Annotated in this window: 25 protein-coding genes and 1 pseudogene; 9 read left to right on the top strand and 17 right to left on the bottom strand. The window is 61.5% G+C overall.

Features of this window, described 5'->3' with window-relative positions:
* Nucleotides 1-7: 7 nt before the first annotated feature.
* Entirely contained in the window at nucleotides 8-484 is a 477-nt protein-coding gene (locus GA0061105_RS15990) for a winged helix-turn-helix transcriptional regulator (protein ID WP_064695684.1), read from the bottom strand.
* 188 nt (nucleotides 485-672) lie between these two features.
* Between GA0061105_RS15990 and GA0061105_RS15985 the strand changes: the two genes are divergently transcribed.
* Entirely contained in the window at nucleotides 673-1,674 is a 1,002-nt protein-coding gene (locus GA0061105_RS15985; protein ID WP_064695685.1) for an NADP-dependent oxidoreductase, read from the top strand.
* Between the two features lie 12 nt (nucleotides 1,675-1,686).
* Here GA0061105_RS15985 and GA0061105_RS15980 read toward each other — a convergent pair whose 3' ends face one another.
* Nucleotides 1,687-2,550 (bottom strand): helix-turn-helix domain-containing protein, encoded by an 864-nt coding sequence (locus tag GA0061105_RS15980; protein WP_483434103.1) that lies wholly within the window; start codon nucleotides 2,548-2,550, stop codon nucleotides 1,687-1,689.
* A gap of 153 nt (nucleotides 2,551-2,703) precedes the next feature.
* Here GA0061105_RS15980 and GA0061105_RS15975 point away from each other — a divergent pair, with 153 nt between their 5' ends.
* Nucleotides 2,704-3,618 (top strand): DMT family transporter, encoded by a 915-nt coding sequence (locus tag GA0061105_RS15975; RefSeq protein WP_092751401.1) that lies wholly within the window; start codon nucleotides 2,704-2,706, stop codon nucleotides 3,616-3,618.
* 4 nt (nucleotides 3,619-3,622) lie between these two features.
* Here the strand turns inward: GA0061105_RS15975 and GA0061105_RS15970 are convergent, their stop codons facing one another.
* The 5 genes from GA0061105_RS15970 to GA0061105_RS15950 form a co-directional block, all read right to left on the bottom strand.
* Complete coding sequence (locus tag GA0061105_RS15970; RefSeq protein ID WP_092751399.1) at nucleotides 3,623-4,825, bottom strand: ROK family transcriptional regulator; 1,203 nt, start codon at nucleotides 4,823-4,825, stop codon at nucleotides 3,623-3,625.
* Nucleotides 4,826-4,898: 73 nt separating this feature from the next.
* On the bottom strand, nucleotides 4,899-6,122 hold the full coding sequence (locus GA0061105_RS15965; RefSeq protein WP_092751461.1) for an MFS transporter: 1,224 nt from the start codon (nucleotides 6,120-6,122) through the stop codon (nucleotides 4,899-4,901).
* A 63-nt stretch (nucleotides 6,123-6,185) separates the two neighbouring features.
* On the bottom strand, nucleotides 6,186-6,962 hold the full coding sequence (locus tag GA0061105_RS15960) for an SDR family oxidoreductase (protein ID WP_092751397.1): 777 nt from the start codon (nucleotides 6,960-6,962) through the stop codon (nucleotides 6,186-6,188).
* Between the two features lie 25 nt (nucleotides 6,963-6,987).
* On the bottom strand, nucleotides 6,988-7,851 hold the full coding sequence (locus tag GA0061105_RS15955) for a MurR/RpiR family transcriptional regulator (protein ID WP_064695690.1): 864 nt from the start codon (nucleotides 7,849-7,851) through the stop codon (nucleotides 6,988-6,990).
* A gap of 22 nt (nucleotides 7,852-7,873) precedes the next feature.
* A complete protein-coding gene (locus tag GA0061105_RS15950; RefSeq protein ID WP_064695691.1) occupies nucleotides 7,874-8,260 on the bottom strand; it encodes a RidA family protein in 387 nt (128 codons plus the stop codon).
* A 110-nt stretch (nucleotides 8,261-8,370) separates the two neighbouring features.
* On the opposite strand from GA0061105_RS15950, the gene GA0061105_RS15945 reads away from it, so the two are divergent.
* The 3 genes from GA0061105_RS15945 to GA0061105_RS15935 are packed head-to-tail and all read left to right on the top strand — an operon-like array spanning nucleotide 8,371 to nucleotide 11,460.
* The gene (locus GA0061105_RS15945; RefSeq protein WP_092751395.1) at nucleotides 8,371-8,853 is read left to right on the top strand and encodes a hypothetical protein; all 483 of its coding nucleotides are present in this window, start codon (nucleotides 8,371-8,373) and stop codon (nucleotides 8,851-8,853) included.
* Between the two features lie 30 nt (nucleotides 8,854-8,883).
* Entirely contained in the window at nucleotides 8,884-10,359 is a 1,476-nt protein-coding gene (locus tag GA0061105_RS15940; protein ID WP_092751393.1) for a M81 family metallopeptidase, read from the top strand.
* Nucleotides 10,360-11,460 (top strand): D-TA family PLP-dependent enzyme, encoded by a 1,101-nt coding sequence (locus tag GA0061105_RS15935; RefSeq protein WP_092751391.1) that lies wholly within the window; start codon nucleotides 10,360-10,362, stop codon nucleotides 11,458-11,460. It begins immediately after the preceding gene.
* Nucleotides 11,461-11,601: 141 nt separating this feature from the next.
* On the opposite strand, the gene GA0061105_RS15930 is transcribed toward GA0061105_RS15935, so the two are convergent.
* Nucleotides 11,602-12,678: a class I SAM-dependent methyltransferase gene (locus GA0061105_RS15930; RefSeq protein WP_092751389.1), complete on the bottom strand. Its 1,077-nt coding sequence runs from the start codon at nucleotides 12,676-12,678 to the stop codon at nucleotides 11,602-11,604.
* Nucleotides 12,679-12,860: 182 nt separating this feature from the next.
* On the opposite strand from GA0061105_RS15930, the gene GA0061105_RS15925 reads away from it, so the two are divergent.
* On the top strand, nucleotides 12,861-13,925 hold the full coding sequence (locus tag GA0061105_RS15925; RefSeq protein ID WP_092751459.1) for a GlxA family transcriptional regulator: 1,065 nt from the start codon (nucleotides 12,861-12,863) through the stop codon (nucleotides 13,923-13,925).
* Between the two features lie 221 nt (nucleotides 13,926-14,146).
* Here GA0061105_RS15925 and GA0061105_RS32420 read toward each other — a convergent pair.
* The 5 genes and pseudogenes from GA0061105_RS32420 to GA0061105_RS15905 all read right to left on the bottom strand — a co-directional run.
* A pseudogene (locus tag GA0061105_RS32420) lies at nucleotides 14,147-14,276 on the bottom strand (ABC transporter ATP-binding protein); the annotation flags it as partial.
* Nucleotides 14,277-14,289: 13 nt separating this feature from the next.
* Nucleotides 14,290-14,799, bottom strand: a complete 510-nt coding sequence (locus GA0061105_RS15920) for a hypothetical protein (RefSeq protein WP_092751387.1) — start codon at nucleotides 14,797-14,799, stop codon at nucleotides 14,290-14,292.
* Entirely contained in the window at nucleotides 14,796-15,284 is a 489-nt protein-coding gene (locus GA0061105_RS15915) for a TspO/MBR family protein (protein ID WP_092751458.1), read from the bottom strand. The genes GA0061105_RS15920 and GA0061105_RS15915 overlap by 4 nt, the downstream gene beginning before the upstream one ends.
* Nucleotides 15,285-15,345: 61 nt before the next feature.
* Nucleotides 15,346-15,570 carry a DUF378 domain-containing protein gene (locus GA0061105_RS15910; RefSeq protein WP_092751385.1) on the bottom strand — a complete coding sequence of 75 codons (225 nt, stop codon included), beginning with the start codon at nucleotides 15,568-15,570 and terminating at the stop codon, nucleotides 15,346-15,348.
* Nucleotides 15,571-15,596: 26 nt separating this feature from the next.
* A complete protein-coding gene (locus GA0061105_RS15905; RefSeq protein ID WP_092751383.1) occupies nucleotides 15,597-16,082 on the bottom strand; it encodes a fasciclin domain-containing protein in 486 nt (161 codons plus the stop codon).
* 160 nt (nucleotides 16,083-16,242) lie between these two features.
* On the opposite strand from GA0061105_RS15905, the gene GA0061105_RS15900 reads away from it, so the two are divergent.
* The 3 genes from GA0061105_RS15900 (at nucleotide 16,243) to GA0061105_RS15890 (ending at nucleotide 17,744) form a co-directional block, all read left to right on the top strand.
* Entirely contained in the window at nucleotides 16,243-16,827 is a 585-nt protein-coding gene (locus GA0061105_RS15900; protein WP_092751381.1) for a helix-turn-helix domain-containing protein, read from the top strand.
* A 73-nt stretch (nucleotides 16,828-16,900) separates the two neighbouring features.
* Nucleotides 16,901-17,248 (top strand): ArsR/SmtB family transcription factor, encoded by a 348-nt coding sequence (locus GA0061105_RS15895; protein ID WP_092751379.1) that lies wholly within the window; start codon nucleotides 16,901-16,903, stop codon nucleotides 17,246-17,248.
* Nucleotides 17,241-17,744, top strand: coding sequence for an SRPBCC family protein (locus GA0061105_RS15890; RefSeq protein ID WP_092751377.1), 504 nt, complete (start codon nucleotides 17,241-17,243; stop codon nucleotides 17,742-17,744). Before GA0061105_RS15895 ends, GA0061105_RS15890 begins: the two co-directional genes overlap by 8 nt.
* A 43-nt stretch (nucleotides 17,745-17,787) precedes the next feature.
* Here the strand turns inward: GA0061105_RS15890 and GA0061105_RS15885 are convergent, their stop codons facing one another.
* The 4 genes from GA0061105_RS15885 to GA0061105_RS15870 all read right to left on the bottom strand — a co-directional run bounded on the left by GA0061105_RS15885 (nucleotide 17,788) and on the right by GA0061105_RS15870 (nucleotide 22,032).
* Nucleotides 17,788-18,921: an ABC transporter ATP-binding protein gene (locus GA0061105_RS15885; RefSeq protein ID WP_092751375.1), complete on the bottom strand. Its 1,134-nt coding sequence runs from the start codon at nucleotides 18,919-18,921 to the stop codon at nucleotides 17,788-17,790.
* A gap of 94 nt (nucleotides 18,922-19,015) precedes the next feature.
* Nucleotides 19,016-20,221 (bottom strand): ABC transporter substrate-binding protein, encoded by a 1,206-nt coding sequence (locus tag GA0061105_RS15880; protein WP_092751373.1) that lies wholly within the window; start codon nucleotides 20,219-20,221, stop codon nucleotides 19,016-19,018.
* A 72-nt stretch (nucleotides 20,222-20,293) separates the two neighbouring features.
* Nucleotides 20,294-21,151: a carbohydrate ABC transporter permease gene (locus GA0061105_RS15875; RefSeq protein ID WP_064695703.1), complete on the bottom strand. Its 858-nt coding sequence runs from the start codon at nucleotides 21,149-21,151 to the stop codon at nucleotides 20,294-20,296.
* Nucleotides 21,148-22,032, bottom strand: a complete 885-nt coding sequence (locus GA0061105_RS15870) for a carbohydrate ABC transporter permease (protein ID WP_092751371.1) — start codon at nucleotides 22,030-22,032, stop codon at nucleotides 21,148-21,150. Before GA0061105_RS15870 ends, GA0061105_RS15875 begins: the two co-directional genes overlap by 4 nt.
* Nucleotides 22,033-22,037 lie beyond the last annotated feature (5 nt).

The following is a 22,037-nucleotide window of genomic DNA, read 5'->3' as shown; positions in this document are numbered from 1 at the left end:
CATCGTTTCAAGGGGAGTTGTCAGAACCAGCGTCATCCGCCCCGGTCGGCTCACAGTCAGGCGCCGCAATACGGATAGGACGGGTTCCAACAGGAGCGCCAGTCGCGCGGTCGATGGTGACTGGATCGATCTCGGTTCCGGTCTCGGCATCGAAGAAACGGGTGACTGCGCCGCCGCCGCGGTGCTTGCGGCCCCAGGCGCCGATCGCAAACAGCACCGGCAGAAAGTCGCGACCGGCTTCCGTCAGCACATATTCGTCGCGCGGCGGACGCTCGGAATAGCGGCGTTTTTGCAGCAGCCCTTCCTCGGTCAACGATGACAGCCGCCCCGTCAGCATGGTCGGGGCGATGCCGAGGCTTTTTCGAAAATCATCGAAGCGGGTTAGCCCCGCATGGGCGTCGCGCATGATCAGCATGCTCCACGCATCCCCGACGAGCGCCAGGCTGCGGGCGATCAGGCATGGCTGCTCCGAAAGATTCTTCATGTCGATATCTTTTTAGTAGTGACTTGCTATCGATTTGATAGTAACAGATCGTGCATGGATGTTCCACGACAAAACAAGGCGCGTCGATGAGCAGGAGAGGACGCGGCATTGCCTGGTTTCAATCGGCATTCCGGTTGAACCTACATTGCCGCGCCGCCGGCTCCATCACAGCAACGAAAGTTCGTCCCATGAAGGCATTCCTGACCGATCGCTACAAGAAAGGCGGTGCCCTCAGGCTCGGCCAGAGCCCTGAACCGCAGCTGCGTGACAATGACGTCATGGTCGAGATCCATGCCGCCAGCGTCAACCCGCTGGATGCCAAGATTCGGGACGGGGAGTTCAAACTGATCCTGCCTTACCGGCTTCCGTTGGTGCTCGGCAATGATGTCGCCGGCGTCGTGGTGCGGGTGGGCGCCAATGTCCGGCAGTTCAAACCCGGCGATGAGATCTATGCACGGCCCGGCAAGGATCGCATCGGCACGTTTGCCGAGTATATCGCCATTGACTCGGCCGATATCGCGCTGAAGCCCGCCAATCTCAGCATGGAAGAGGCCGCATCCATTCCGCTTGTGGCACTGACCGCATGGCAGGCGCTGGTCGAGCGCGCCAACCTGCAGAAGGGGCAGCGGGTGCTGATCCATGCGGGCTCCGGCGGCGTCGGCACCATCGCGGTCCAGCTTGCCAAACATTTCGGCGCCCATGTGGCGACGACGGCGAGTACGGCAAACGTCGCTCTGGTGAAAAGCCTCGGCGCCGACGTGGTGGTCGATTACAAGAAGGACGACTTCGAAAAGCTGCTGAAGGGCTATGACGTCGTGCTGAACAGCCTCGGCAAGGAGACGCTGGAGAAATCGCTCGCCGTCCTCAAGCCCGGCGGCAAGCTGATCTCGATATCGGGTCCGCCCGATCCCGATTTCGCTAGGGAAAATGGCTTCGGCTGGCTGCTGCAGCAGGTGATGCGCTTCTTGAGCTTCGGTATCCGGCGGAAATCGAAACGCCGGGGGATCGGCTACTCCTTCCTTTTCATGAAGGCGAACGGCGCGCAGCTCGCCAAGATCACCGCGCTGATCGAGGCGGGCGCCATCCGCCCCGTCATCGACCGGACCTTCCAATTCGACAAGACCAACGAGGCGCTGGACTATGTGGAAACAGGACGCGCGAAAGGCAAGGTCGTCATCGCGGTGAAGTGAGGTGAAGGCGCGTCACCGTCGCTGCCGGTAGGCGGAGGGTGTGACACCTGTGCCGGACTTGAACGCCCGTGTCATGTGGCTCTGGCTGCTGAAGCCGCAGGCCGAAGCGATCTGCGCGATCGGGTCCGGCCCGCGCAACATCGATTTGGCGCGCTCGACACGCCGGTGGGCTACCCAGCCATGCGGGGACACACCGTAGCTTGCCCGGAACATTCGCTGAAAGTGAAAGGCGCTGAGCTGCCCGGTCGCCGCCAGATCCTGCAAGCGGATTGCCTCGCCGAGATGGGCCTCGATATGCTCGAGGATCCGCCGCCGCACATGGGGAGCGAGCCCGCCGCTGATCGGGCAGGGACGCATGCCTCCGTAACGCGGATCAACGAAGAAATCGTTGATCGCCTGCGTCATCGCTTCTTCAGCCAGCAGATGATCACCCGCCAACATCGCTTCCGTCAGCTGCCGAAGAATGCGCGCCAAGGCGGGTGCATCGGCGAAGGTCGCTTCGGAAAGAACCATGAGCCTGGAATCGCGGTCGAACGTCTCGGCGAACATCCGGCGCATCTGATCGTCCGGAACATAGAGATGGACGAATTCGAAGGGATCGGTGATTTCCCATTCGGACGAGTGCCCCTGTGGCATGACGCACAGGGCGCCGGGCCGGCCTCTCGCGGCGGGGCTGCCATCCAGACGGCGCGTTCCGGCGCCGCCGTTGAGATAAAGGCTGAACGTATGCCCGTCCGGCCGCTCATAGCTCATCCTGTCGTTGCCATTGCTCCAGAGGGCCGCTGATCGCCCGAACCCGAGGTCAATCGACTGCGACATGCGCGCAGAGGGAGATGCGGACAAAAACCTGAAAACCGAGAGGCGGCTATCTTTCACCAATTCTTCCCCACACGTGCAATCTCCTGCGAACAATACCGGTGGACGGCCCAGGTGGCGAGCGGGAAGTCCGCGGCGAAAAATTTCGTAGCAAGAATCTGCAAGAAAGCGGCTGACGGTTGGCATATTCGTGGAGAAAACGAGGATCACTCCATGGCAAATGCCGCTCTCTTCATCTCGACCGTGCTCATATGGGGCACGACCTGGATCGCCATCGCGATGCAGGTCGGTCCCGTGCCGGTCCTGGTCTCGGTCTTTTACCGATTTGCGCTAGCCGCCATGATCTTCGTCGCCGTCCTCGCTGTCATGTGGCGGCTCAAGCTCCCTGCCTTGCGCGATCAACCTTTCATCCTTGCGCAAGCGCTCTGCCTGTTCAGCCTCAATTTCATCTGTTTCTATACTGCGGCCGGCTACATCCCGTCCGGGCTGATCTCGGTCATCTTCTCGCTGGCGACGATCTACAATGCCGTCAATGCGCGCCTGTTCTTCGGCGACCGTATTACAGGCCGAACGCTCCTGGCCGCGGCACTCGGAGCGACCGGCCTTCTCCTGCTTTTCGGAGAGGAGGTTGTCGTCGATTTCAATATGGGCACGTTGAAAGGGATCGGGCTCGCAGCGCTCGGCACGCTGTTTTTCTCGCTCGGCAATATGGCGTCGCGTCGAAACAGCGCGGCCGGAATCTCGCCGCTCACCGCCAATGCATGGGGCATGACCTATGGCGCGATCGTCCTCCTCTTGCTGATAGCCGTGACGCAAACGCCGATCGTGGCGCCACCTGACATCACCTATCTCACCGCCCTGCTTTATCTCGCGGCAATCGGATCGGTGATCGGCTTCACCACCTATCTCATGCTGGTCTCCCGTATCGGCTCCTCGCGCGCTGCCTATGCCACCGTCCTCTTCCCGATCGTCGCCCTGTCATTGTCGACAGTCTTCGAGGGCTACCACTGGAGCGGTCTCGGCCTGATCGGCCTAGGGCTGACGCTACTTGGCAACGTCGTCATCTTTGCGCGACCTCCAGCCCGGCGCCCAATTCAAGCAGATGCGCGGCTGCCGGCAGGCGGGTGAGGTGTCAGCCGACCGGCTTTTGCAGGACATCGAAGCGCGGATTGGTTTCCGAAAAGATCGGCAGGGCGGCTGCGCCGAGGATCGCCGTATCCTTTCCGGTCATGCCGATCATGATCCGGGGCAGCGTCCGCTTCCGGCCGGGATCGAGCGGATCGTGCAGCGGTTCCAGCCGTTCGGCCACCCGGCGCATCAGTGACGTCGGGATGCTGCCGCCGAGCACGATGGTCTGCGGATCGAAGGCGAGCTCGAGAAAGTCGACTGTCTGCCGCAGCGGCTGGACGGCCTGATCGAGCCAGGCATCCAGACCGTCGCCGCCCCTGGCGATCAAGGCGTCGAGATCGTCGGGCGAAAGCTCCTCCGGCTTGACGATACCCATGAATTGGTAAGCGACCGAGGGCGAGATGTAGCGATCCAGGCAGCCGCGCTTGCCGCAGCTGCAGAGCCTGCCATGCGGCTCGACGATGATATGGCCGATCTCGCCGGCATTGTTGCGGCTGCCCTTGTAGAGGTGGCCGTCGAGAAACATCCCGGCGCCGATGCCGCCGCCGCCGGCCAGAAACAGATAGACGAAGCTGGCCAGACCGCGGGCGACACCGTGAAGCCGCTCGCCGATCGCGGCCGCCGTCGCGTCGTTCTCGACCAGGACCGGCACTCCGACCCGTTGTTCCAGTGCATGCCCGACCGGGAAATCCTGCCAGCCCGGCAGGCTGTGCGGGCTAAGGGACGTGGTGCCACCATCGGCGTAGCGGCCGGGCAGGGCGATGCCGACGCCGAGCAGCCTGTTTCGATCGAATGCGAAGGCCCGCTGGAGTTCCTCGACGATGGCTTGGAGAGCCGGCATCGCCCTTTGCGGATCCGCGTGTTCGACCTGGTGCTCGACGCGAGCGCAGACGGCGCCTGCGAGATCCGTCAGCACACCGCTGGCGCGCCGGCGGCCAAGCTCCAGGCCGATCGAATAGGCGCCGTGCGGATTTATGCTGTAGGGAATGATCGGCTGGCCTCGCGCCAGCTTCTGCGCCTCGGCCGCAACGAGAAGGTGCGACCGCTCCAGCTCCTCGACGATATTCGAGACGGTCTGCGGCGTCAGCGCCGTCATCCGGGCGATCGCAGCCCGCGACAGCGAACCGTGGGTGCGGATAGCCTCGATCACCACGCGCCGGTTGTGAGACTTGGCCTGCTCGAGATTCGTGCCGGAGATCGCCTTCATGTCGCCTTCAAGGGAAGTGAAGCATCACCCTTGTCACAAGACGGACGCCGATGAAAGCCAGATTCTTTGGCCTTTATCGAACCTCGGCGTCGACAGGCGCAACGGCATTTCGTCGCTGTAGCAGGCCGAGGATCGTAATCCCCGATAGGCCGGTGAAGGCGCTGAGGACGGCAGTGCCGGAATAGCCGGCCATTGCCGTGCCGGCGGCAAAGACCAATGCGCCGATCCCGGCGCTGGCAAAGATGTTGACGGAGATCAGCGCGCTGCCGAGCCCCGGTCGATCGGCGATCAGATCCTGCAGATAGGTGATCGGAATGCTGATGATCGCCGCCGCGCCGATGCCGGCGAGCAAGGTCAGCGCATAGAGGTGCCAGGGCTCGGAGGCAAGGCCGAGAAGGCCGAGGAACACGGCATAGACGATGGTGCCGGCGGCAAGCGCCGGCATCTGGCCGGTCTTGCGGGCAATCCGCGACCAGACGATGATGAAGACGACCTCCAGCAATGCGACGATCCCGACGAGAATGCCGACATCGCTGAGCGCGCCATGCGCCGCGCCGGTGGCGATCAGCGGCAGAAGGGCGTCGTTGAGATGCAAGGTGCTGGTGATGAGCGCCACCCCGAGGACATGCGCCGAAATCCGCGGCGAAACCACCTGGCGAAGCGCGCCGAGGTAGGTGAGATGATGGGTCGCTGCCATCTCCGTTCCCGCCCGTTTCGGAAGAGCGAAGACGATGATGCCCTGGCATATCAGGCACGAGATGGCGGCGAAGAGATAGGCCGGCAGCATGCTCGATGCACCCGAGAGCACAAGGCCTGTTATACCGGGGATCAGCACCCAGGAGAGCGAGATCATGGCGCGCACGCCTGAATTGGCCGTCACCATGTCGCTTCGGTTCATGCCCTGCATCGCCGCACGCGCATTGGCGAACAGCAGCGAATTCAGCGCCCCGTAGATCGGCAGCGGCAGCAATCCGCTGATGATGAAGATTGCCGCTGTGGGAAAGGCGTAGACAATGCCGTAACCGACGATGCCGAAGATGCAGGCGCCGATCATCGCCGAACGGTATTCGCCGAGCCGATCGGCGAGATTGCCGAGCAGGACACTGACGACGACATTCACCGCCGCCGATGCAAAAGTGAGGACGGAATAGAGACCGTCGCTCAGCCCCAGTTCGCGAATGCCGACGACCGAACGATAGGGCGCCGTCATCGCTCCAGCCATTCCGAAAGTGAAAATGGCGATCATGCTGGCGCGGATCGCCGGGTGACGGAAGACGTCGGGAAAGAGGCGGCTCATGCGGTCGATCAATCGTAAGGGAAAGAGGCAAGAGCGGCCGGCGGGCAAATCCTGCGGAGGTTTTCAGTAATGTTCCGATTGCGAGAAGGTCCGCGCAAGCTCGGCCTGGCCGGCCGTGAGGCCGCAGTCGACCGGCAGGCAGACGCCTGTGATGGCCGCGGCCAGCGGGCCGGCAAGGAAGGCCACGGCATTGGCGACGTCCTTTGGATCGACGACGCGCTGTAGCGGATACCAGCGGCGCGCTTCTTCGAACACGTTGGGATTGGCGCTCGCGCGCGCCTCCCAGGCCTGTGTCTTCACGGTGCCGGGGGCGACGGCGTTGGAGCGGATGCCGAACTTGCCGTATTCCACGGCGACCAATCGGGTGAGATGCAGCAGGCCGGCCTTGGCGGCGCTGTAGGCGGGATGGCCGAAGACATGCATGCCGTTGACCGAGGCGATGTTGACGACCGAACCCTTCGAGGCCTTCAGCATCGGTTCGAAGGCGCGGAAACATAAGAACGCCGCCTCGAGATTGAGCGCATTATCGGCCCGCCAGATTTCGGGCGTCGTATCGTGCAGGCTGGTGGCGCGGGCGGCGCCGGCATTGTTGACGAGGGTTCGAACAACGCCGATGCCGGCAGCGCGTTCTGCCAGTTCGGCAATGCTCGCCTCGCTGGTCACATCGCAGCCGACGGCAACGAAACGCTCCGCCGCGCCGAGCTTCGAAGCCACCGCGGTGGCGGCAGCCGCATCGATATCAGCAAGCAGGACGACATCATGGTCCTCGGCGAGCCGCGCGGCAATCGCCGCGCCGATGTCGCCTGCAGCGCCCGTCACGACGGCGATCGATTGGCTCATTTGTTGTCGCTCCCGTTCATATGCTTCAGTCTCCAAGCAATTGCCGGTCATCGCCGTCGCGGTGAAGGACAAGCTGCTGCTTGATGCGCCGCAGCGTCACCGTCGCCTTCGGCTGAACGGCGTAGGCCACCAGGCTCGCCAGGATGTCGACCATGGCGATGTAGGCGATGCGCGTCGAGGTCGGACGATAGATATTGTTGCCCTCGGGAAGATCGATCGGCACGACGATCTCGGCCGCCTTGGCGACCGGGCTCTCCGCCTGGGTCAAGGCGATCGTCTTCACCTTGGTGTCGCGGGCAAGGTCGAAGGCCCGCACCAGCTCCATATTGCGCCCGGAGAAGGACGAGCCGATCAGCACGTCGCCCGGTTTGGCGGCCGCCGCCATCATCAGCTGCATGCTGTGGTCGGAACTTGCGGTGATGCGTAGCCCGAGACGGAAGAGGCGGTTCTGCAGCTCATCGGCGATCATCGACGAATTGCCGCCGGAACCGAAGGCATAGATCATATCGGCCTTGGCGATATGCGAGACGGCGGCTTCAATCGCGGCAAGGTCGAGTGAGCGGTGCAGCAGGAAGAGTGCGTTCTGTGCCTTGGTGATGATGTCCTGGGCGACATCGGCCGGATCGGTGCTTTTCGATTCCGGCTTCAGATAGCGCACGCCGATATGGGCCGTCCGGGCAAGCTGGACCTTGAAATCGGAAAAGCTTTCGCAGCCGAGCCGCCGGCAAAAGCGCGTGACGGTCGGCGGCGATACCTCGGCCCGTTCCGCGAGTTCGATGATCGAGGCGTTCACGGCAAACTCGAAGTCGTTGACGATGATCTCCGCGATGCGGCTTTCGGAGGGGGAGAGCCGGCCTTTGTCTTCCTGCAATGTCGAAAAAATATCCAAACCCGTACCCCCGATCGCTCCGTCAATCCTTCTTCTTATAGGCCACGCAGTCGATCTCAACCTTGCAATCGACCATCATCGACGATTGCACACAGGCGCGCGCCGGCGGATGCTCGCCGAAATACTCCTGATAGATCTTGTTGAAGGTCCAAAAGTCACGCGGATCGTCGAGCCAGACGCCGACGCGCACGACGTCCTCGACCCCGTAACCTGCTTCCTCCAGGATCGCCAGAACATTGGCGATCGTCTTGTGGGTCTGGGCGATGATGTTGCCGTCGATGATCTCGCCATCCTCCATCGCAACCTGTCCGGAAACATAGAGCCATCCGTCAGCTTCGACGGCGCGCGCGAAAGGCAGCGCCTTGCCGCCGGCGCCGGTTTGAACAGTGCCATAGCGCTTGATGGGCATTCAAAGTCCTTGCAAATTATTTTCTTGATAAGTTGACAAATGACCATAGAAAGCGGAATTTGACCAGTGAAAAACGCATTTTATGAAAAGAATTTCAATGCGGGGCCAGCATGCGCGATCCTTTCCAGAATCCTTTCCCGTCCGACAGCGCCCGCCACGCCATCTGGGAAATGCTCGTTTCCCGCGATATCGATGCCTTCCTGGCCGCCGACTGGTCGATGGTGGAGCATGACTTCGTGGAAGAAGGCTTCATCGGCATCGACGGCCGGAAGGAAACCAACCCCGACAAATGGCGGCTCGCTTTCCCGACGCTCAAAGCCTACCGCGACGAGTGGCTGCGGCAGGCGAAGGATTTCGCCGAACAGAGTTTCGCCGAAGATGCGCGCACGGCGATCTTCACCACGACGACGCTCGAAGATATCGAGATCGAAGGCGACACGGCGCTCGTGCGCAAGAAATTCGACGGCGGCATTACCAAGTCCGACGGCACCCGCGACGTGCTGCAATGGCAGACGCTCTATTATTGCCGGTTTCACCAGGGACGCTGGAAGATCTCAGGTTTCACCGGCTACCTGCCGAACCCGATGGGTTGAAGCGGAGCCGACAACACGAAGGCCACTTTCTTGCGCATATTCACGGCAGCACTGGCGACCGAAACCAATACCTTCTCCCCGATCTGCGTGGATCGCCGCGCATTCGAAGCCTCGCTTTATGCCCCGCCCGGCCAGCATCCCGAAACCCCGACGCTCTGCACCGCGCCGATCACCGTCGGAAGGCGCGTGACCAAAGAGAAGGGCTGGAAACTGATCGAGGGAACCGCCACCTGGGCCGATCCGGCGGGCCTCGTCAACCGGGCGACCTATGAGGAACTTCGTGACGAAATCCTCGGCCAGCTCCGCGCGGCGATGCCTGTCGATGCCGTCGTCATGGGTCTGCATGGCGCCATGGTGGCGGCCGGATATGAGGATACCGAAGGCGATCTTCTCCAGCGCATGCGCGAGATCGTCGGACCTGACGTGCTCATCTCAGCCGAACTCGATCCGCATAGCCATTTGACCGCAAAGCGGGTCGCAGCGCTCGATTTCGCCGTCTATTTCAAAGAATTTCCGCACACGGATTTCGTCGACCGCGCTGAGGATCTCTGGCGCATCGCGGTCGACACGCTCGAGGGCCGGGTCAAGCCTGTCATGTCGGTATTCGACTGCCGCATGATCGATGTCTTCCCGACATCGCGCGAGCCGATGCGTTCCTTCGTCGACAAGATCATGCAGATCGAAAGGGATGACCCCGAGATTCTGTCGATCTCAGTGATCCACGGTTTCATGGTCGGGGACGTTCCCGAAATGGGAACGAAGCTGCTCGTCGTCACCGACAACAAGCCGGAAAAAGGCGCGGCTCTGGCGCGCGATCTCGGCCTCGAACTGTTTTCCAAGCGCGGCACCTTCATGGTTCCGCAGATCGACGAGAGGCAAGCCGTCGCGCGCGCAATGGCCGCGAGCGCATGGCCCGTCGTCATCGCCGACGTCTGGGACAATCCGGGAGGCGGCACGGCAGGGGATGCGACAGTTATTCTCGCAGAGCTTATGGCCCGTGGCGTCACCAGTGCGGCGATCGGCACCATCTGGGATCCGATGGCCGTGCAGATCTGTTTTGCGGCAGGCGAGGGGGCGGAAATTCCGCTGCGCTTCGGCGCCAAGTCGGCGCCCGGCACCGGCAATCCCATCGACGGCACCATAAAGGTCGTCAAGCTGGTCAGGAACGCCGAAATGCAGTTCGGCGAAAGCCTCGCACCCTTCGGCGATGCCGCCCATATCGTCCTCAATGGCATCGACATCATCCTCAATTCGACGCGCGCCCAGAGCTTCGATCCAAGCCTGTTTTCGGTGATGGGCATCGATCCGACGAAGCAGAAGATCCTGGTGATCAAATCCACCAACCACTTCTTCGCGTCCTTCTCGAAGATCGCCGCGGAAATCCTTTACTGCTCCGCCGGAACGCCTTATCCCAATAATCCGGCGACGACGCCGTACCGGCGGGCGCCGAAAACCATCTGGCCGATCGTCGCCGATCCACACGGGACAGAACGCGGAGCCGCCTAAATGCATGACAACAGGTTCGCCGTCGTCGCCAAGGCCGGTGACAAGATCGCCGATCTCTCGACGCCGCGCCCTGTCATCGACGAGGACCGGCTGGCTGCAAACATAACCCGCGTTCAATCCTATATGGACGAGCACGGTCTGAACTTCCGCCCGCATATCAAGACGCACAAGATCCCGGCGCTCGCCGTCGCCCAGGTCGCGGCCGGCGCCAAGGGCATCAACTGCCAGAAGGTCACGGAAGCCGAGGTCTTTGCCGAAGCAGGTTTCGGCGACATCCTGATCACCTTCAACATTCTCGGCCAGCAGAAGCTCGAGCGCCTGGCGAGATTGAACGAGAAAATCCCGGCCCTGAAAGTCGTCGCCGATAGCGAAGTGACGGTCGACGGGCTCGCCGCACATTTTTCCGGCCATAAGCCGCTCACCGTGCTGGTGGAATGCGACACCGGCGCCGGCCGCTGCGGCGTGCAGACGCCGGAGGAGGCGGCCTCGCTCGCCAGGCGCATCGCCGCAGCCGACGGCCTCACCTTCGGCGGCATCGTCACCTACCCGAAACCGCAATCGGCCGCCGCCGTGGAAGCCTTCATCGCCGAAACGGTGCAGCGCCTGACATCGGACGGCATAAGCTGCGCCATCGTCAGCAATGGCGGAACGCCGAGCTTGTTCGAGGCGCATCTCGTCACGTCAGCGACGGAACACCGCGCCGGCACCTATATCTACAACGACCGCCAGATGGTGCGCATGGGCCATTGCACCGAGGACGACTGCGCCATGCATGTGCTGGCAACCGTCGTGTCGCGACCGAACGCCGACCGCGCCGTTATCGATGCCGGCTCGAAGGCGCTGACCTCGGATCTTCAGGGCTTCAGCGATTACGGCCTGATCGTCGGTTACCCCGAAGCACGCATTACCAGCCTCTCGGAAGAACACGGCGTGATCGACCTTTCGAACTGCACCGGTCCCCGGCCGCAGATCGGCGAGAAGCTCCTCATCATCCCGAACCACACCTGCGTGGTGTCCAACTTGTTCGATACGATGGTCTTTCATCGAGGCGGCGTCGTGACTCGCGTGGAGAAGGTCGCGGCCCGCGGCTTCGTCTGGTAGGGCTGGGTTCCGGTTGGGGGCGAAATGGCCCGACCGGCGCACTATGCTCTGATCGTGACTAAAGGCTACAATGCAGGCTCCGTCCTAACATAGAGCCTGCATTGGTCCTGCGAATTCCGGCGCCCTCAGTCGCCAGCCTTGTCAGAGGCGGGCTTCGAGGATCAGGTTGAACGGCGTCTGCATCGCCTTGCGGAAGCGGGTGAAGCCCGCCTTGCGGAAGATCTCCTTGAGCCTTGCCTCGCCGGCCTGAGCGCCCAGCACAATGTGACCTCCATCAGAAATCGCATGGGCGCAGCAAATCGTCGTAGAAGCGGCATAGTAGAGCCGGCCAACAGGCGAGATATTGTCTTCAACCCGATCGTTGGCGAAAGGCTCGACCAGCATTACCGTGCCGTCCTTGGCAAGAGCCTTGGCCGCATGCGTGGCGGCTGCCACCGGATTGCCGATGTCGTGCAGGCAGTCGAAGAAGCAGACGAGGTCATAGCCCGTCCCCGGATAATTCTCCGCCCGCGCGGTCGAAAAAGTAGCGCGACTAGAAACGCCCGCCTCGCTCGCCACCTTGCGTGCTTCGTCGACGGACTTCTCGTGCGTGTCGAAGCCGTGGAATTTCGACTTTGGGAAAGCCTCTGCCATGAGCACCGTCGAATGGCCGTGGCCGCAGCCGACATCGGCAGCCAGTGCGCCTGCCTTCAACTTCTCAACCACCCCGTCGAGCGCCGGGAGCCATTCCGACACAAGGCTGGCGCGGTAGGCGTTTCGGTAGAAGGAAGCGACGCCGCAGAAGAGCCGGCCGTCATGGTCGCCCCAAGGGATACCGGCGCCGGTGCGAAAGGCTTCGACCGCCTTTTCCTCGTCGGCCCACATGGAAGCGGGCGTTGCCCAGGCATTCGGGATGAAGACGGGGCTGTCCTCGTTCGCCAGCACGAAAGCCTGTTCCGGCGTCAGCTCATAGGTGCCGCTGACGGCATGATAGGTGACATAGGCACCGGCCACCTGCGAATTCAGCCATTCTCGCACATATCGTTCGGCGCAGCGGGCGCGGCTGGCGATCTCGCGAGACGTGAGCGGCCCGCGATCGGCCATTGCCTTGTAGAGGCCGAGGCGGTGGCCGAGGCTGACCATGACCCCGCCATAGCCGGCGGAAAGATCGCTGACGACGCGGCCGACCAGCGTGTCGAGCTTCGCACGGTCGATGGTTTTGTTTTGCATGGTGTCCATGATGTTTCTCCCTGGTTGGAACCCTCCGTTCGAGGTGAGGGGAGGATCGCAGACGGGGAGGGTAAGCGGCAGAGCGGTGCCGGCCATGATCGGGCCATTTGCGCCACGCAAAGCCGGAAGCTACCGCTTCCGAACTGGCCGCCGCTGCGCTCCGCGGTTATTATTGCTCCAAGGGGGAAGCGATGATGACGAGAACGCAGCAGGAGGCGGAGCGGGCGCCAAGGCCGCAGCAGCTCCATGTCAGTCTGGTGGCGCTGCCGGAGGCGGCAGTCTCGACGTTGAGCGGCATCTTTGATGTAATGAACGCCTTTTCCATCGTACCTTCGGACGACGGAACTACGAAAACTCCGCCTTTCCACGTCGAGATAGTCGGCGAACGGGCCGGCCCGCTCACGCTCGCCAGCCGCGTGCCGCTGGTGGTGCAGCGACCGATCGCCGAAATCGAGCGGACCGACATCGTCATCGTGCCGTCGGTCGTGCTCGGGCCGGAAGGCTGGGTAAAGCGCCGATATCCTGCGCTGGTGGAATGGTGCCAGGGAATGCACGAAAAGGGGGCGCTGATCTGTTCGGCCTGTTCGGGAATCTTCCTGCTTGCCGAGACCGGCGTCTTCGATGGCGCAGATGCCACCGTCCATTTCGGCTATGCCCAGACGTTCCGTGATGCCTATCCACAGGTCCCGATCCATCCGGAACAGGTGCTGGTGGTCGCTGGCCAGCGGGACGAGTTGATTACATCAGGCGCCTCGATGACATGGCACGACCTCGTGCTTTACCTGATCGCCCGCCATGCGGGGGCGACGGCGGCGCAGACGGTGGCTCGCTATTTTGCGCTGCAATGGCACCAGGACGGGCTGGCTCCCTATATGGTGTTCGAGGGGCGGCGCGACCACGGCGACCAGGCGATCCAAACCACACAGGACTGGCTTGCCGTCCATTTTTCAGTCGCCAATCCGCTGGACGAGATGGTCAAGCAGGCGGGGCTGACGGAACGGACCTTCAAGCGGCGGTTCACCCGGGCGACCGGCATGAGCCCGATCGCCTATGTCCAACGGCTGCGGATCGAGGAGGCGAAGCGGCGGCTAGAGCGAACGGAGGCTTCCGTCGACGAGATAAGTTGGCAGGTAGGGTATGAGGAACCGGCCTTCTTTCGACGCTTGTTTAGGAGGATAACCGGCTTGGCCCCTGGGAACTATCGCCGCCGGTTTCAGGTGCCGACCTATGCTAAGCGACCTTCTGCTGGCAAATGAAATTCTGGCAATCACTTCCCGTATTGAGCATGACATATGGTCAAGGGATAGGCGGCAATCAGCCTTCTGCGCCTGCTCAACAAGGGGCCGCCACGGTGCAGAGGAGCCGAAGCTTCGGAGCGGACCTCAGCGATAATCCGCCGTAATCTGTCTTCTGTGGATGAATTCGATTTATAAATAGACGAGTTCATCAGCGTCGACGAACTAACGCAGGAAGAACCGCTGAACTTGCCGGCGTCGAGCACGACAATACGGTCCATCGTCATGGCCTCGACCTTATTCGTGAGTCACATAGATCATCGTCGCCTTAGACGCCCTGTGCAGCTTGGCAAGCGCGATGCGCATATCGGCGCAGCAGCGGCCGTTAGATCGAACGGCTGTCATATGCCCAATGCAGCAGCGCCTGGCGCTGGCGCGGCCGGCACCAGCAATCTCCAGGCTCGCAGGCTCGGCGAAGCTGAGCGACATGGCGGCGAATGGCTTTCCAGCGGGCGATCTGTCGCTCGTCCTCGCCGGGCATGCGGCGACCTTGATAATAGCGGCAGTACCACTGGAACCAGCCACGCGGATCGTCGGGATGTATCCATCCCTTGGCTCGCCAGACGCTAAGGGGTTGGCTGGCGTCGACACCGAAGCAATTCAGTGACGGATCCTTTCGCAGCGGCGACAGACGGGCCTCTGCAAACCAGCTTTCCGGGAATTCGTCACGACAATCGGTCATGTATTTGCCGCCGAACACGCCGAGCGCAAGCATCTCGGCGGGGGTCAGCTCTGGCCGGAAGTCGGGATGGAAGTTGCGGCCACTTGGTGCAGCGAGAACGTATCCGTAGCCTTGCTGCATCCGATCATTCACGACGATCCATCGGGGTTTCATCGGGCGCTCTCCGACAGCGGTCTCGGGCGGTTGCGCCGCCAGATGGACACGTTAAGTGCCGCCGCGAAACTCACCCAGGCGAGGTAAGGAACAAGGAGCAGGGCAGCAGCCGAATTCGCGGGATAAAACAGGATGATCGTCGCCAGGATCGCAGCCCAAAGCAGCATGATCTCCACCGCGGCCAGCCCGGGTCGGTGAAGCGCAAAAAAGATCGGCGACCACGCAGAATTGAGCAGAAGCTGGACTGCATAGACACTGAGGGGGAATGCTGCGCCGGCAATGCCTGCCCCCAGCCATAGGAGCCAGCCCGACAGTCCGATCGAGGCATAGAGAACCGTCCAGACCGGGGCGAACAGCCAATCGGGCGGGCGCCATGCTGGCTTGTCGAGCTGCTTGTACCAGTCGCCTGGCCGAAAAATCACGCCGGTGGCCGACGCAGCAAAGCTCGCGGCCTGAAAGGCGACCAGCACAAGAAGGGAATGCATGTCCATGCGACGAAGGTTGGAGGGAGCCGCCCGACGTGGCAAGCGGGTCCCTCCAAAGGCCCTATTGGTTCTGGCGAGCAGCGAACTCGCCGGAACCCATTGCAGACAACAGCGGGATGACCTGCCAGGCGGCCGACAACCCCACCAGGACGTAAACGATCCGGGCGAGGCCCGAACCGGCCCCGAATATGGCGGCCACGAGGTCAAAGCCGAATAGCCCGACCAGCCCCCAGTTCAGCCCGCCTACAATGACGAGGATGAGCGTCAGTATGTTGATAAACTTCATGGTTCTTCTCCAGTTGAGGGACGGGGTCAGCCTTCCGGCGGCACGATCACCTTGTCGATGACATGGATGACACCATTGGAGGCAGCAATGTCGGCGGCAGTGACAGCGGCGTCGTTGACCTTGACGGTAGAGCCCTCGACGTCGACGTCGATCATTTTGCCATTGACCGACTTCGCCTCATCGATACCCGCCACGTCCTTAGCCATGACTCTGCCCGCGACCACATGGTAGGTGAGGATCGCGGTGAGCTTTTGCTTGTTCTCCGGCTTCAGAAGGTTTTCGACGGTACCGGCCGGCAACTTGGCGAAGGCTTCATCGGTCGGAGCAAAGACCGTGAACGGACCCGTTCCCTTGAGAGTGGCGACCAGGCCTGCCGCTTCGAGCGCGGTCGCCAGCGTCTTGAATTTACCCGCCTCCACGGCAGTGTCGACGACATCCTTCTCCGCGGCGACGCCGCTGAAACTGCTGCCGAGCGTGATTGCCGCAGCGACTAAAAGGCTTCTCAACTTCATGTCATTCTCCTCTCGATGACAGGTGCGCGTTGCACCTCACACCTTTCATTTGGAGAACATCGATTTTATTGCCACTCAAATTTTCGTGAGCAGAAACAGAATTATCTTGTCATGAAAATTGTCACTGTGATAGTTTCCCGAAACGAAAAGGAGTTTACGAGTGCTCTCCGATACGCTGTCCAATGAACTTCAGCGCTACGCGATCGGCCCGCGTATCAAGACACTGCGACTGAGAAAGAAGCTGGGGCTGGTGCAGTTGGCGGGGCATACAGGGCTTTCGCCTGCGATGCTTTCGAAGATCGAGCGCGGGCAGATGTTTCCGACGCTGCCCACGCTGCTTCGGATCGCCATGGTCTTCGGGGTCGGCCTCGACCACTTCTTCAAATCCGACAAGGAGGAGCCGCTCATTGCGGTCGTCCGAAAGCACGAGCGTCTCAAACTTCCAAGCCCGCCGGGCGAAAAGCACCCAGCCTTCATGTTCGAAAGCCTCGATTATCCCGCTTCCGACCGCCGTATGGAGGCGTATTACGCCGAGTTCCCGATCGATTCACCGCCCTCGGAGCCGCATCAACATGGCAGCGCCGAGTTCATCTACGTGCTCAGCGGTCGGCTTGTCGTCATTGTGGACAACAAGGAGACAGGGCTGGATGCGGGCGATGCCATGTATTTTGACTCAAGCGTTCCGCACAGTTACCGCCGGGAGGGCGAGGGAATCTCGACGGCTTTTGTTGTGATTTCTCCCTAGCCGGCCATTGGGCCTCGGGTCGTCAACGGGAACGCTTGCGCTTCCTGCGCGAGCGGGTTATAAACTGAACCAGATGGTTCAGTATTTAAATCCTCCCCTCGATCTCTCGTTTGCGGCGCTGTCAGATGCGACGCGCCGGGGGATCATCGATCAGCTTGGGCGAGGGGACGCGTCGATCACCAGTCTCGCGGATCAGTTCCAGATGACGCTGACTGGCATGAAGAAGCACGTCCAGGTTCTCGAGCGGGCCGGGCTCGTCGTCACGCAGAAGGTCGGACGGGTGAGAACCTGCAAGCTCGGGAAACGCGGCCTCAAGGCGGAGGCCGAATGGATCGAGGCGCATCGCAAGCTCTTCGAGGCCCGCTTCGAAGCATTGGACGAAATCATCAGTGAAATGAAACGGGAGGGAAGCGATGACTGAGCAAGTTGACGGTGCAGGTGGTGCGCAGAACCGCACGTCGGTCGAGCGCAAAGGGGATCGCGAACTCGTCGTAACGCGGACATTCGATGCGCCGCCGAGCACGGTTTACAGAGCGTGGAGCCAGCCCGAGCTGTTCCGGCGCTGGTGGGTGCCGAAATCAGTACCCGGAATTTCGCTCGTATCGTGCGATATGGACGTCCGTACCGGCGGCAAATATCGGCTGGAATTCGGCGCCGGCGGTTCGGACACGATGGCCTTCTATGGCAAGTACCTCGAGGTGGTGCCGAACGAGCGCATCGTCTGGACCAATGACGAGGGCGAAGAGGGCGCGGTCACGACCGTGACCTTCGAGGACCAGGGCGGCAGGACACTTCTGGTTTTCCACGAGGTCTACGCGTCCAAGGAGGCGCTTGAGGAAGCACTGCAGGGCTCAGCGGCCGCATTGCCGGAGCAGTTGAAACAGCTCGACGACTTGCTATCCGGCAAGGGCGAGTAGACCGATCGGGCAAGGACCCGATCCCTAGCACGAGCCAGTCGGTTCAAGCCGCCGTCGGGTTGATCACGTTCAAATCGATTTCGGTCAGTTCCACCCGCCGCTCGAAGGCAACACCTGCCTCGTCGAAGAGGTGGCAATCGGCGGCATTGATGCCGGTCGATACAGGTGCGTCCGCACGAATGCCGACGCTGCCGGGCAGCATGGCGCAGAAATTTTCGGCCTCGCCATTGAGCGAGGCGTAAGCGACCGTGTTGGCCCCGAGGCGCTCGATGACCGTCGGCGTCACGGTAAAGACGATATCGCCGCCGTTCAGCTGAATATGCTCCGGGCGGATGCCGAGCGTCAGCGTGTTGCCTGATATGCCGTCGCGCGGCGTCACCGGCAGGAGGGCTGTCTGGCCTTGATAATCCACCTCGACGCCGGCGGCGCTGACGCCCTTGCAGGTTACCGGCAGGAAATTCATCTTGGGATTGCCGATGAAGCCGGCGACGAACTTGTTTGCCGGTTTGTGGTAGAGCTCCAGTGGCGCGCCGGTCTGCGAGATGTTGCCGGCGTCGAGCACGACGATGCGATCGGCCATCGTCATGGCCTCGACCTGGTCGTGCGTCACATAGATCATGGTCGCCTTCAACGCCCTGTGCAGCTTGGCAAGCTCGATCCGCATGTCGGCACGCAGCGCCGCGTCGAGGTTGGACAGCGGTTCGTCGAACAGGAATATCTTCGGTTCGCGCACGATGGCGCGGCCGATCGCGACGCGCTGGCGCTGACCGCCGGAAAGCATGCCGGGTTTCTGCTGCAGCCGCTGCTCGAGATGCAGGATGCGGGCGGCATTTTCGACCTTGGCCTTGAGCTTTGCCTCCTCCATCTTCTCGACGCGAAGCGGGAAGGCGATGTTCTCGAAAACCGTCATATGCGGATAGAGCGCGTAGGACTGGAACACCATGGCGATGCCGCGCTTGACCGGCGGCAGGTCGTTGACCCTGATGCCGTCGATGACGATATCGCCCGCGGTCGTTGCGTCGAGACCGGCGATCATGCGCAGGAGCGTGGACTTGCCGCAGCCGGACGGGCCGACGAAGACGACGAACTCGCCATTCCCCACCTCGAGCTGCACGCCCTTCAGAACTTCGTAGTCGCCATAGAACTTCTGGACTTTGTTGAGAAGAAGCTGTCCCAAAAATCTGTCTCCGCGGCGGCCTTCGTCGCACGTTCATCATAAGGAGAGGGATCGCGGATTGTCGCTCCGCGATCCCAAGGCGGTTGAAGCAGGCTTACTTGAAGGCCTCGATTTCGCCGGCAGCCTTCTTCAGCGCGGCTTCCGGCTCGGCCTTGCCCGTCACGACGGACTGGATCATCTCGATCATCGAGTTCTGGAAGCCCTTGTAGTCGGTGAAGAGTGGCTCAGGACCGCCGTAGTTGATGCCTTCGATCAAAGGCTTCCAATGCGGATCCTTGGCGACGAACTCATCGACCTTGGGGGAGGGACGCAGCGGCGTGAGGCCGGCGCCGCCCTGCAGTTCATATTCCGACTGAACCTCCGGCGAGGTGATGAACTTGGCGAACTCAGTCGCCTTGTCCTCGACCCCCGACCCCTTGAAGATCGCCAGGCTGTCGGTGATTAGCAGCGTGCCGGGGCCTTTGGCGTCGGGACCGAGCGGCAGCGTCGTGATGCCCCAGCTGATCTTCGTAGCCTTCAGACGGTCGGCCGCACCCGAGCCGGCCTGAATCATGGCGACCTTGCCGTCCAGGAAGATGGCGCGGACTTCGTTCTGCTCATAGGCCGTCGGGCCTTCCTCGGAGTAGGGGACGATATCCTTGTAGGCCTTGAGCGCGGCGAGAATCTGCGGGCTGTCGAGCGTGACGTTGCCTTCGGCATCGATCACCTTGCCGTTGTTGGTGTAAACCCAATGCATGAACTGGTGCATCGTGTTGTCGAAAGTCTTGGCGACGAGACCGAAGCCGGGAATGCCGGTCTTTTCCTTGATGGTCTTGGCCATCTCGATCTCTTCGGCCCAGGTCTTCGGCGGCTTCTCGGGATCGAGGCCGGCCTGCTTGAAGAGGTCCTTGTTCCAGTAGAGCGCCTTGGTGGAGAAGGCGATCGGCACGCCCCACTGGTTACCCTCGAAGGTTACCGTGTCGACGATATTAGGATAGTAGCTCTTCTTTTCATCGTCCGTCATCGGTACCGGAACGATGAGGTCGTTCTGCGCGAATTCCTTGAGCGTGCGCGAGCCGACATAGGCCATTGCAACAGGCGTGCCGGCGGCGGCGAGCGTCGTTGCTTTGTCCTGGCACTGCGCCCAGCCGACGACTTCGGGCGTGATCTTCCAGCCCGCGTTCTTTTCTTCCCACTGCTTGATGTATTTGGTGTGGATCGGGTCGATCGTGTCGCCGCAATAGATCCAGCTGATTTCCTTGTCGGCCGCATGGGCAGTGACCGCGGTCAATGCCGTCGAACCGAGCAGGGCGAGCGCCATAAGGCCTGTCTTGATTGTTATGCTCACGTCGTGACTCCCATTGTGGTTGTTAGCTGTTCACTCGTTTTGCTCTTATTGTTTCACCGCACCGGCGGTCAGACCGCCGACGAGATAACGCTGAAGGAAAAAGATGACGACCATTGCCGGCGCGATGCCGACGAAGGAGGCCGCCATCAGTTCGTTCCAGATGACCTCCTGCTTGCCGAAGTAAGCAAAGAGCCCGACCGGCAGGGGCATGTATTCGGTCTTCGAGTTGAAGGTCAGCGCGAAGATGAATTGCTGGGCGTAAGCGCCGATGAAGGTGGTGATGGCGACGACGATAATTCCCGGCATCGCAATGGGCAGGATGACGCGGCGAAGCGTGTAGAAATGGCTGGCGCCATCCATATAGGCCGCTTCGTTCAGTTCCTGCGGAATACGGATCATATAGGTCCGCAGCAGCCAGATCGCCGACGGGATCAGGAAGGCGACGCCGGGCACGATCATGGCGAGATAGGTGTTGAGGACGCCCATGCTGCGCATCAAGCGGAAGAGCGGAATCAAGAGCACCGCGCCGGAAAACATGTTCACCGTCAGGAAGGCGCCGAGCAGAATGCCCATGCCCTTGAATTCGAACTTCGCGAAAGCGTAAGCCGCCGGAATGACGAGGCAGAGCACGATCAGCGTGACGACGGTCGAGATGAAGAACGAGTTGAAGATATAGCGGGCAAAACCCGGCACACTGATCCACATCGTCCGGTAGGCTTCGAGCGAGCCGTTCTCCGGCCAGAAACGGTAGGGCGAGGAGAAGAGCTGGCTGAGCGGTTTCAGCGACACCAGGAAACCTTCGAAGAACGGCGCCAGCACGAAGAAGAGAAACACGGCGATGCCGCAATAGATCAAGATGATCTCCCACCAGCGGTAACGGTCGATCATGGCGGGGCTGCTCATGCGCGCTTCTCCGGATTGAGGCGGCGGGTGACACGGAAATAGAGGAAGCAAAACAGCGACAGGAAGATGCAGATCAAGACGGCGCGCGCCGCACCTTCCCCGTATTTCTTCGAACCGATCGCGGTCTGATAGGTGTCGATGATCATCGTCGTCGTCTCGCCGCTCGGCCCGCCCTGCGTCAGGATCCAGATAATGTCGAACGAATTGAAGGTGGCGATCAGTGACAGCATCGACATGGTGATGATGGCGGGCACCATCAGCGGCAGGGTGATGCGGCGGAAACGATACCAGCGGCCGGCGCCGTCGGTCCAGGCGGCTTCGTAGAGATCCTTCGGAATGGACTGGATCGCCGCCAGGAAATAGATCGTCACCAGCGGCACGCCGATCCACACGTCGGTGATGATCGTCGCCCAGAAGGCGGTACTTCCATAGGCGAGGAATGCAACCGGGCCGTCGACGAGGCCGAAGCGTTGCAACAGGCCCGATATCATCCCGAACTGGCCATTATACATCCAGCCCCACATGAAAATGCCGATCGCCATCGGCACGATCCATGGCGGCATGGTCAAAAGCCGGAACAGCGAGCGACCGGGCACGGCGGCATTCAGCATGCATGCGCCGAAGGTGCCGATCAGCATTTTCAGGGCGACGGAGAAGAAGGTCCAGACGAAGGTGCGAATGATGACTTCGGCAAAGCGCTCATTGAAGATCTTGTCGTAATTGACCCAGCCGACCCAATTGGTGGTCTTTCTCAGCGACGCATCGGTGAAGGAGAGAATGAACGTATCGACCAGCGGATAGGCGACGATTGCGAGAACATACAGAACGGCCGGAAGGAGGAGGATCCAGGCGAAGATGAAGGCGCTTCTTTGGACACTCATCTTGC

It is taken from the genome of Rhizobium aethiopicum, from assembly GCF_900094625.1.
GTDB classification, from domain to species: Bacteria; Pseudomonadota; Alphaproteobacteria; order Rhizobiales; family Rhizobiaceae; genus Rhizobium; species Rhizobium aethiopicum.
Note: the sequence above shows the minus strand (reverse complement) of the source record. Positions and strands in the feature narration are given on the sequence as shown.

Bases quoted from the DNA above. Each gene is read 5' to 3' on its own strand.
- GA0061105_RS15990 (WP_064695684.1), bottom strand. From the start codon at position 484: ATGAAGAATCTTTCGGAGCAGCCATGCCTGATCGCCCGCAGCCTGGCG.
- GA0061105_RS15985 (WP_064695685.1), top strand. From the start codon at position 673: ATGAAGGCATTCCTGACCGATCGCTACAAGAAAGGCGGTGCCCTCAGG.
- GA0061105_RS15975 (WP_092751401.1), top strand. From the start codon at position 2,704: ATGGCAAATGCCGCTCTCTTCATCTCGACCGTGCTCATATGGGGCACG.
- GA0061105_RS15970 (WP_092751399.1), bottom strand. From the start codon at position 4,825: ATGAAGGCGATCTCCGGCACGAATCTCGAGCAGGCCAAGTCTCACAAC.
- GA0061105_RS15965 (WP_092751461.1), bottom strand. From the start codon at position 6,122: ATGAGCCGCCTCTTTCCCGACGTCTTCCGTCACCCGGCGATCCGCGCC.
- GA0061105_RS15960 (WP_092751397.1), bottom strand. From the start codon at position 6,962: ATGAGCCAATCGATCGCCGTCGTGACGGGCGCTGCAGGCGACATCGGC.
- GA0061105_RS15950 (WP_064695691.1), bottom strand. From the start codon at position 8,260: ATGCCCATCAAGCGCTATGGCACTGTTCAAACCGGCGCCGGCGGCAAG.
- GA0061105_RS15945 (WP_092751395.1), top strand. From the start codon at position 8,371: ATGCGCGATCCTTTCCAGAATCCTTTCCCGTCCGACAGCGCCCGCCAC.
- GA0061105_RS15935 (WP_092751391.1), top strand. From the start codon at position 10,360: ATGCATGACAACAGGTTCGCCGTCGTCGCCAAGGCCGGTGACAAGATC.
- GA0061105_RS15930 (WP_092751389.1), bottom strand. From the start codon at position 12,678: ATGGACACCATGCAAAACAAAACCATCGACCGTGCGAAGCTCGACACG.
- GA0061105_RS15925 (WP_092751459.1), top strand. From the start codon at position 12,861: ATGATGACGAGAACGCAGCAGGAGGCGGAGCGGGCGCCAAGGCCGCAG.
- GA0061105_RS15920 (WP_092751387.1), bottom strand. From the start codon at position 14,799: ATGAAACCCCGATGGATCGTCGTGAATGATCGGATGCAGCAAGGCTAC.
- GA0061105_RS15915 (WP_092751458.1), bottom strand. From the start codon at position 15,284: ATGCATTCCCTTCTTGTGCTGGTCGCCTTTCAGGCCGCGAGCTTTGCT.
- GA0061105_RS15910 (WP_092751385.1), bottom strand. From the start codon at position 15,570: ATGAAGTTTATCAACATACTGACGCTCATCCTCGTCATTGTAGGCGGG.
- GA0061105_RS15905 (WP_092751383.1), bottom strand. From the start codon at position 16,082: ATGAAGTTGAGAAGCCTTTTAGTCGCTGCGGCAATCACGCTCGGCAGC.
- GA0061105_RS15895 (WP_092751379.1), top strand. From the start codon at position 16,901: ATGGTTCAGTATTTAAATCCTCCCCTCGATCTCTCGTTTGCGGCGCTG.
- GA0061105_RS15890 (WP_092751377.1), top strand. From the start codon at position 17,241: ATGACTGAGCAAGTTGACGGTGCAGGTGGTGCGCAGAACCGCACGTCG.
- GA0061105_RS15880 (WP_092751373.1), bottom strand. From the start codon at position 20,221: ATGGCGCTCGCCCTGCTCGGTTCGACGGCATTGACCGCGGTCACTGCC.
- GA0061105_RS15875 (WP_064695703.1), bottom strand. From the start codon at position 21,151: ATGAGCAGCCCCGCCATGATCGACCGTTACCGCTGGTGGGAGATCATC.
- GA0061105_RS15870 (WP_092751371.1), bottom strand. From the start codon at position 22,032: ATGAGTGTCCAAAGAAGCGCCTTCATCTTCGCCTGGATCCTCCTCCTT.